This window comes from Ferruginibacter sp. (genome assembly GCF_031391665.1).
In the GTDB taxonomy this organism is placed as follows: Bacteria; Bacteroidota; Bacteroidia; order Chitinophagales; family Chitinophagaceae; genus Ferruginibacter.
Genome location: NZ_JANMUN010000142.1, coordinates 19,174 through 27,611, shown reverse-complemented (window position 1 = coordinate 27,611; position 8,438 = coordinate 19,174). Strand labels below are relative to the sequence as shown.

The 8,438-nt window shown below is 37.5% G+C and carries 5 protein-coding genes; 4 read left to right on the top strand and 1 reads right to left on the bottom strand.

The annotated features are described in order from the left end of the window. A partial coding sequence (locus ACY651_RS10200) for an ABC transporter permease (RefSeq protein WP_462252324.1) occupies window positions 1-450 on the top strand: 450 nt, incomplete at its 5' end. Between the two features lie 492 nt (window positions 451-942). Further along, complete coding sequence (locus tag ACY651_RS10195) at window positions 943-2,916, top strand: hypothetical protein (RefSeq protein ID WP_462252322.1); 1,974 nt, start codon at window positions 943-945, stop codon at window positions 2,914-2,916. Between the two features lie 329 nt (window positions 2,917-3,245). On the opposite strand, the gene ACY651_RS10190 is transcribed toward ACY651_RS10195, so the two are convergent. Beyond that, window positions 3,246-3,896: a DUF6498-containing protein gene (locus ACY651_RS10190; protein ID WP_462252320.1), complete on the bottom strand. Its 651-nt coding sequence runs from the start codon at window positions 3,894-3,896 to the stop codon at window positions 3,246-3,248. Window positions 3,897-4,258: 362 nt separating this feature from the next. Here ACY651_RS10190 and ACY651_RS10185 point away from each other — a divergent pair, with 362 nt between their 5' ends. Together ACY651_RS10185 and ACY651_RS10180 are read left to right on the top strand one after the other, a co-directional pair. Next, window positions 4,259-6,715 (top strand): glycoside hydrolase family 95 protein, encoded by a 2,457-nt coding sequence (locus tag ACY651_RS10185; RefSeq protein WP_462252318.1) that lies wholly within the window; start codon window positions 4,259-4,261, stop codon window positions 6,713-6,715. Window positions 6,716-6,843: 128 nt separating this feature from the next. Continuing rightward, the gene (locus ACY651_RS10180) at window positions 6,844-8,316 is read left to right on the top strand and encodes a phage tail sheath family protein (protein WP_462252316.1); all 1,473 of its coding nucleotides are present in this window, start codon (window positions 6,844-6,846) and stop codon (window positions 8,314-8,316) included. Window positions 8,317-8,438 lie beyond the last annotated feature (122 nt).

Sequence of the window (8,438 nt, the reverse complement as noted above, 5' to 3'; positions counted from 1 at the left end):
GATATTGATGAAGTAACCGGCGAAAAATACCTCACCTTGAAAAATTTAATACTCCCTGCATTTACATTAGGCATACGGCCGCTGGCCATTATTACCCAACTCACCCGAAGCGCTATGCTGGATGTACTGGGGCAGGATTACATACGCACTGCCTACGCCAAAGGCCTGCCCAAACGCACCGTTATTTTCCGGCATGCTTTGCGCAATGCCCTTAACCCGGTTATCACCGCCATTACCGGCTGGTTTGCCGAACTGTTAGCCGGTGCTTTTTTTGTAGAATATATTTTTGGCTGGAAGGGCATTGGTAAAATAACCGTTGATGCGTTGGAAAAATTAGATTACCCGGTTGTAATGGGCTCCGTATTATTAAGCGCCTGCATTTTTATTTTCATAAATATTTTAGCCGATGTGTTGTATGGCGTGGTGGACCCGAGGGTGAAGATGGGGTAGTGGTGTTGGGGAATTTGTTGTGAAGAACCTAACCGCATCGAAGTATATTTCGTTACCCTAATTCTATATTAAAAATTCAAGTAAATTGCATTGGCGCTACTATAAATGCAAAAGGCATTGCATTAAAACTTTGATGTTCAATACCAGCTTGTTTAAATTAATAATGTTAGGTAACATAAATACAATTAAAAGACAAAGCCTAGATAGAAGCGAACGGTTTGTGAAAACACAAACTGGGGCTAAGGAGCTATGGGCTGAGGTGCTGGATACCTTAATTAATGTAGCCAAAAAACAACTCAACATCTCCATCAGAAAAAAGCCTGGCACCCAACAGCCCAAGGGAATAAAAAAAATAAAACCGTTTGTGAGTGTTCAGCGGATTTGTAGGATGTTGGGATATTCGCCGCAGGCATACCAAATTTTAAAAAATTGTATAAAATTCTTTTTTACATGTATTTTTAGTTTTCAAATTTAATTTATAATAAGTAACTAATGAAAGCAACTCCCTTTTGGTTCTTAATTCTATTTGCATGTACAGCCAATGCACAACTTACTTATATTGGAGATGATGCTATACAAAGTAAATTTGATGGCTATCAAAACAGCAAACGTACGGCAGGGTTAGCCGTATTGGGTAATAATTACTTTTTTATTACCCCGAATGGAAATTTTTATCAAACAGATGGTACAGAAAAAAACACAATAGTAAAAAAACAAATTTGGCCACAGGATGTTGGTTATTTAAAAGCAACCAACAAGTATATTTATTTTACAGACGGGGGCATGGCTGATATTGTGAAAAACCTTATAAGATACAACCCTTCAACCGGCTTTAACATAATACGGGATGCAGGTTACAGCTATGGTGTGCTTCAATTAAATCAAATGGTTATTCCTGGTCAAAAATTTTCAGTAGATGAAATGTTTGTTAGCAATGATAAAAATGATTTATTGATAAGGAAATTTACCAATAATAATTTTTACGTGTATAGCATTCACGACCCTAATGATAACGGCATCGCCAATTTGGTTTATACCCGACCGTTAAATAGCAGTAATTTACCGATGCCAATTAATATGAGTACCGAAATAGAAACACTGAACGGGGATGTATATTTTAATGGCAGGGAAAATCCAACAGGGGTACCTGAAACAACGATTAACATTGTAAAACCGGTAAGTGCCGATGCTTCTAAATACGAGTTTAAGTATAAATATGCTGTTTTAAAAAATGGTTTATTTCCTTACAACAGGTTTTTAAGAACCAATAATAATATATACAGCTTATTTAAAATGGTTGATAGTGCTGCAAACAAAAAATTTCTTACGTTATACTATTTTAAGGATAAGGAAATAGCCCGTGTAGAAAAGGTTTTGGATTACACTGCAGACGATGTTGAAACTCAAATAATGGATGGTGAAATTTACATTAGTTATAAAGGAAACCTGCATAAGTATAGCGAGAGAGCAAAAGATTTTTTTGGGATTATCATGGAAAAAAATGCTAATAACAGTTGGGAGGAATTAGCAAAAAATACCCGTTTTTTAAAAGTGGGCAATTATTTTTTATACCGCCGCAATGGAGCCTTATTTGTTTATGATAACAATACTAAATCAACAAAAGAAGTATCAAAAAATATTTTAGCAAGGAACTACAATTTTCTTACCCAACACAATATTTATGCTTATGCAGGCAATAACAGTTTTTACTTTACCCAACGTATTAATGAAAAAGAAGTGTTTACCAAATACAACCCGGTTAACAATACGTACACTCCCATAATATTTCCGGATTTTAAAAAAAATATGTTTGAAGAAACCAAAGTCATTTTACACAACGGTAACAAGTTTGTGTTTTTAACCAGCTATAGCGGCAAAAAAGATAAATCCTTTTATAAAATGTTTATGTATACTGAAGAAGGAGAATCGCTGGCAAATAAGAATGAACCGGTTACACCAATCATCGTTAAACCCGAACCTAAACAAGAAACAAACTCTTTTGATATAAAAACATTTAATAAGAAATTATTTGCAGAGCAACTCATGAAAATTCTTAACGATCAAAGCAATCAATTTAAGGATATTACAGCAGAAAGTATTCCCTCTGACCTTGCCCCCAAATATAAAAGCACTATTAAATTGGAAGGTTTTGGTGAAGGCGTTATTATCGATTATAAAAGAGATAGTTATCTTAGGAGGTATGAAGCTGTATCTGGTGTTATAAAAGGAAAACTTAACGGGTTAGCATTTTTGGATTTGTTGGATAGTGAGGTTCAAAAACTGGTTGCTAACAATGGTATTACTCGGGTAATAGATGTAGATGTTAAGGCGAGAAAACTCATACACTATTTGAATACCGATGGCAATAAATTGTTGCAACTGGATTTATATTGCCCCACGGATTTTACAAACCCTGAAGAAGCTGTTTTTACCCTTATCATAAGAGCTGATAAAAGAACTAAATAGGCAGTAAAGATCAATATCTCTTATATAATAAAATATAAAACACACCAAAAATGTTTTTAACAGTTTTTATTGTTGTAATGATTTTGCTACAATCATTATTATAAAACCAAAAAATACCGATGAGAAGGATTGGGTGAATAAAACAGATATAAAATCCAAAGTGCCAATTTAATATTGTGTCTCAGCGGGGTTTTGCACAAAGATTATTTTATTTCATGCGCTGTTAGCGAAAACCCTGCCGCATGCAAACTGCAACATAAAGCCATTACACAGGCAAGCAAATACATGCATTTTTGCTTTTGCAGGCAATTACTTTAAACCCATCTTATTTAATGCTGTACTTCAGCCGCAGATTTGTAATTAAATAACTCGGCAGCACATTTGCAAATACTAAGTAAACTGATGATAAAAGTATTACTGTAATTGCCATAGATGGTGTTTTTTGCTAAAAATATTCCGCCAAATGCACCTAATACAACCGCAATATGTATTACAAGTTGCCTGCTGTCGAATATTGCTGCGAAGCTATCGGGCCGGGAAGTTAAAAAGGCACCGCTTCTAAAAAAATAAAATACCAGATAATAGCCCTGGCTGGCAATGCTAATAAGTAAACTGAGGTTAAAAAATCTGTTTTGAAAAAGTATGGTTCCTAATATATTACCCATGTCTGCATTATTGTTGGCTATAAAACCAATAAGCACAATAATAAAAATGGAGTAAAATAAAAAGATGGCAATGCGTATGAGTAAATATTTTACGCCTTTATTAATATTATAGGTAAGGGGTTGCGAAATAGATAATGAATCCTGCAGCCTGCCCTGGCTTAATATAATACGAATGCAGTTAAAGACTGCTACTATTAGAGTCTCCACCCAAAAAAACCAAAAAGCTTCAAAAGGTTGCCAGTTAAAAAAAAGTACACCAAAAACAGGCGCAAGGTTAAAAGCTATGATAAAGAAAATGATAACAGTCTTGTTCATGCTGTAAAATAATAGAATAATTTATGAATACGCAGTTTTAGGTGCAAGTAACTCAGCTAGCTTTTCCCAACCGACTTAACTGTTAGACATAAGTCCAAAAACAGGCTTAAGTTTGGTACAAATGTTCTGCCTCCGACAGTTCACCTGTTCCAAATGTTACCGGCAGTTTTAACCACAGCAAGCTGCAATCCATAAAGTAATAACAAGCAAATTAAATATTCCCTTCGCCGCATGGGCAGCTTGGCTTCAACTAACGCATACACAACCCTTGCAACTTCAAGCCACAAATTTTTATTACTTTTAAAAAACTAAATATTCTATTTCAATCTTCCTTTATATTTTTATAAAAAGTATAATCAATCATGCGTTATTGTAAATATTTTTTGCCAGTACTGTTACTGCCTTTTACCATTACCCTTTATGCACAGCAAAAAGAAATACCGGAGCTGATAAATTCCGAAAGCTTTAACCCTGCAACTTTATTATGGTACAGCACACCTGCAAAAAAATGGGACGATGCACTGCCGGTTGGCAACGGCCGCCTTGGGGCTATGGTGTTTGGCAATAATGGCGAAGAACGCATACAGTTAAATGAAGAAACGTATTGGTCGGGTGGGCCTTATTCAACAGTGGTAAAGGGCGGGTATAAAGTGTTGCCCGAAATACAAAAATTAGTATTTGAAGAAAAATATTTGGCGGCACATAATTTATTTGGCAGAAATTTAATGGGCTACCCGGTTGAACAAATGAAATACCAATGCCTTGCCAACCTGCATTTATTTTTTAAAAACCAGGACAGTATTACCGGTTACAAAAGATGGCTTGATCTGCAAACCGGAATTGCCGGAGTAAGTTATATTTCCAACGGCATCACTTATAGGAGAGAAGTATTTGCATCGGCACCTGACCAGGTAATTGTGGTTCGCATTACAGCCAGTAAGCCAGGCAGCATTTCTTTTACAGCAAATTTAAGAGGCGAAAGAAACCAAGCGCATTCTAATTACGCAACCGATTATTTTAAAATGGATCCATATGGTAATGATGGGGTAGTAGTTACCGGAAAGTCGGCCGATTATATGGGAGTAGCAGGAAAAATAAAATACGCAGCAAGAATAAAAGCAATACCCGAAGGCGGCACTGTAAAAACTGATGGGGTTGACCTCATTATTGAAAATGCCAATGCTGTTACTTTATATTTTGCGGCTGCAACCAATTTTGTAAACTATAAAGATGTAAGTGCCGATGAACAAAAAAGAGTGGATGATTATTTTAAAGGCATTGAAAATAAACTGTACCAAAACATTTCGGAATCAGCGGTAGCTGAGCACAAAAAATATTTCGATCGTGTTGATCTGCAATTATCCAATACTAAAAATTCTTTTTTACCCACAACAGAACGGGTACAAAAAATTCAATCTGCACCTGATCCTTCAATGGCAGCATTAAGTTATCAATTCGGCAGGTACCTTATGATCGCTTCATCAAGGCCGGGTACACAACCCGCCAACCTGCAGGGCATCTGGAATGATAATATGAATCCTTCATGGGATTCGAAATATACCACCAACATCAATACACAAATGAATTACTGGCCGGTAGAAAGTGGTAACCTTAGTGAATGTGCCCAACCGTTAGTGCAATTAATAAAAGAAATAACTGACCAGGGCAAACAGGTTGCCCGTGAGCATTATGGTGCCAAGGGATGGGTGCTGCATCAAAACACCGATATATGGAGAGTGGCAGCACCAATGGACGGACCAACATGGGGAACATTTACAGTGGGTGGTGCCTGGCTGTGCACTCATTTGTGGGAGCACTATCAATACACAATGGATAAAGATTTTTTAAAAGAAACTTTTCCTTTGATGGAAGGTTCAGTACAATTTTTTATGGATTTTTTAGTGCCGCATCCTAATGGAAAATGGCTGGTGACCAACCCTTCCACTTCGCCGGAAAATTTTCCGGATGGTGGTGGCAACAAACCTTACTTTGATGAAGTAACAGCGGGGTTTAGGGAAGGCACAACAATTTGTGCAGGCTCTTCTATCGATATGCAAATTTTGTACGACCTGTTTGGTTATTATATTGAAGCCGCAAAAGTTTTAGGCAAAGAAAATACTTTTATTCAACAGGTTAAAACAGCAAGAGAAAAATTAGTACCGCCTCAAATTGGTAAAGATGGCTCTTTACAGGAATGGGCCGATGACTGGAAATCGCTGGAAAAAAATCACCGCCATTTTTCGCACATGTATGGTTTGTACCCCGGCAAAGTGCTGTACCAAAAAAGTTCACCTGCATTAATTGCATCTTATAAAAAAGTTTTGGAAGAAAGGGGAGATGCATCAACCGGTTGGTCCAGGGCGTGGAAGATGGCGCTGTGGGCAAGGTTGAATGATGGCAACCGGGCCAATAAAATTTATAAAGGTTATTTGAAAGAACAATGCACTGCTTCTTTTTTTGCGCTGTGTGGCAGGTCGCTGCAGGTTGATGGATCTTTTGGTGTTACTGCTGCGGTTACAGAAATGCTGATGCAATCGCATGATGGGTTTATAAAATTATTACCTGCTTTACCCGACGAATGGAGTGATGGCGCATTTAAAGGCCTGTGTGCAAGAGGTGCTTTTGAATTGGATTTTGTTTGGAAAAATAAAATGGTGACACAATTAAAAATAATATCCAAAGCAGGTATGGTTTGCAGGTTGGAAAATAAACAGGGCTTAAAAATTAAAAGCAATGGTAAAATAGTTGCGGTAAAAAAAATCAGCAACGGCATAATTGAATTTAAAACTGTGAAGGGTGGAATTTATTTTGCAGAATAAAATAATTTGTAACCTTAGCTGTGGTTCGTGTCTTCACGAATCTTTTCTTCGCAGCCACACTTTACTTAGCTTCAATCAACACCACTCCTATATATTTCTTACTTTACAATAATTATAAAAATGGCGCTATGTCAACTTACAAAACTCCCGGTGTTTATATCGAAGAACAAAATGCTTTTCCCAATTCGGCAGTGGCAGTAGCTACAGCTGTGCCGGTATTTATTGGCTATACACAAAAAGCCGAACGCAATGGTAAATCAGTAATTGCCAAACCCACCCGTATCAGTTCAATGGCAGAGTATGTGGAATTATTTGGTAAGGAGTTTAACCATAAATTTTTATTGAACATGCCAACACCGGTAACCGCTTTTGAACCGGCGATGCTGAATGCACCAGCGCAATTTTTTTATTTATACAATTGCATGCGGCTGTTTTTTGCCAATGGTGGCGGCAATTGTTATATCGTTTCGGTGGGCACTTATGGCAATAATGAAAGTATAAAAATAAAAACTGCAGATTTTACTGCAGCAACTATATGGACGGCACTTGAAAAAGAAATAGAACCGACATTGGTTGTAATACCCGATATGGTAAACCGCAGACCGGATTGTTACGGCTTATACAATTTAGTATTACAGCATTGTAAAAAAATGCAAAGCCGTATGGGTATTTTTGATGTGATACCAGATGCTAACGATGCAGATGATGCCACTACAATTTCAGTTTTCAGGGCTGATATTGGCCCCGAAGGATTGAATTATGGAGCGGCTTATTATCCGTTTTTAAATACAACGATTACAGCAGCAAGTGAAATTGATTTTAATAACCTGGCAATACAAAAAGCTGATCTCGTAGAATTATTATGGGCAACTATTGCCCACAAAAAAACTGTTATTGCCCAAGAAGAGGAGGAGAATAAAAAGAAAATAAAAGCGCTTTCTGATACAGCATTGCATCAGTATCTTTTAAGTGCAAGTACAGTTTACCAACAATTGATGGAAGCCATCCGGCAGCGGTTAAATCTTTTACCGCCAAGTGCGGCTATGGCTGGCATTTATACTATGGTAGATAATGCCAGAGGTGTATGGAAAGCACCTGCCAATGTTTCTGTTGCAATGGTTAATTCGCCAGCGGTAAATATTGATCACAACGAACAGGAAAGTATGAATGTGGATGTTAGAGATGGTAAATCTGTAAATGCCATTCGTGTTTTTACAGGCCAGGGCACTTTGGTTTGGGGTGCAAGAACATTGGATGGTAACAGCCAGGACTGGCGCTATATCACTGTACGAAGGACAATGATAATGATAGAGCAATCTTTAAAACTTGCCTGCAGGGCTTATGTGTTTGAGCCTAACGTTGCCAATACATGGGTTACTGTAAAAAGTATGGCCGAAAATTTTCTGACCAATTTATGGAAGCAGGGCGGATTGGCTGGTGCAAAACCAGAAGATGCATTTACTGTAGATGTGGGCTTGGGCAGCACTATGACGCCGGAAGATATTCTGGATGGCTATTTAAATATTATAGTGAAGGTTGCTGTTGTAAGGCCGGCAGAATTTATTGTGATAACTTTTCAACAGCAGCAGCAAAAAAGCTGATTTTTGTTTTTAAAAGATTTCCGTTCCGCCGGGGTCTTCATAGCCGAGCCTTTTGTGTGTAGGCATGAGACCCCGGCGTATAAAAGCGCTTCAAATTTTGTAAGCCCGCTTTCGACAGACTA

Bases quoted from the DNA above. Each gene is read 5' to 3' on its own strand.
- ACY651_RS10180 (WP_462252316.1), top strand. From the start codon at position 6,844: ATGTCAACTTACAAAACTCCCGGTGTTTATATCGAAGAACAAAATGCT.
- ACY651_RS10195 (WP_462252322.1), top strand. From the start codon at position 943: ATGAAAGCAACTCCCTTTTGGTTCTTAATTCTATTTGCATGTACAGCC.
- ACY651_RS10185 (WP_462252318.1), top strand. From the start codon at position 4,259: ATGCGTTATTGTAAATATTTTTTGCCAGTACTGTTACTGCCTTTTACC.
- ACY651_RS10190 (WP_462252320.1), bottom strand. From the start codon at position 3,896: ATGAACAAGACTGTTATCATTTTCTTTATCATAGCTTTTAACCTTGCG.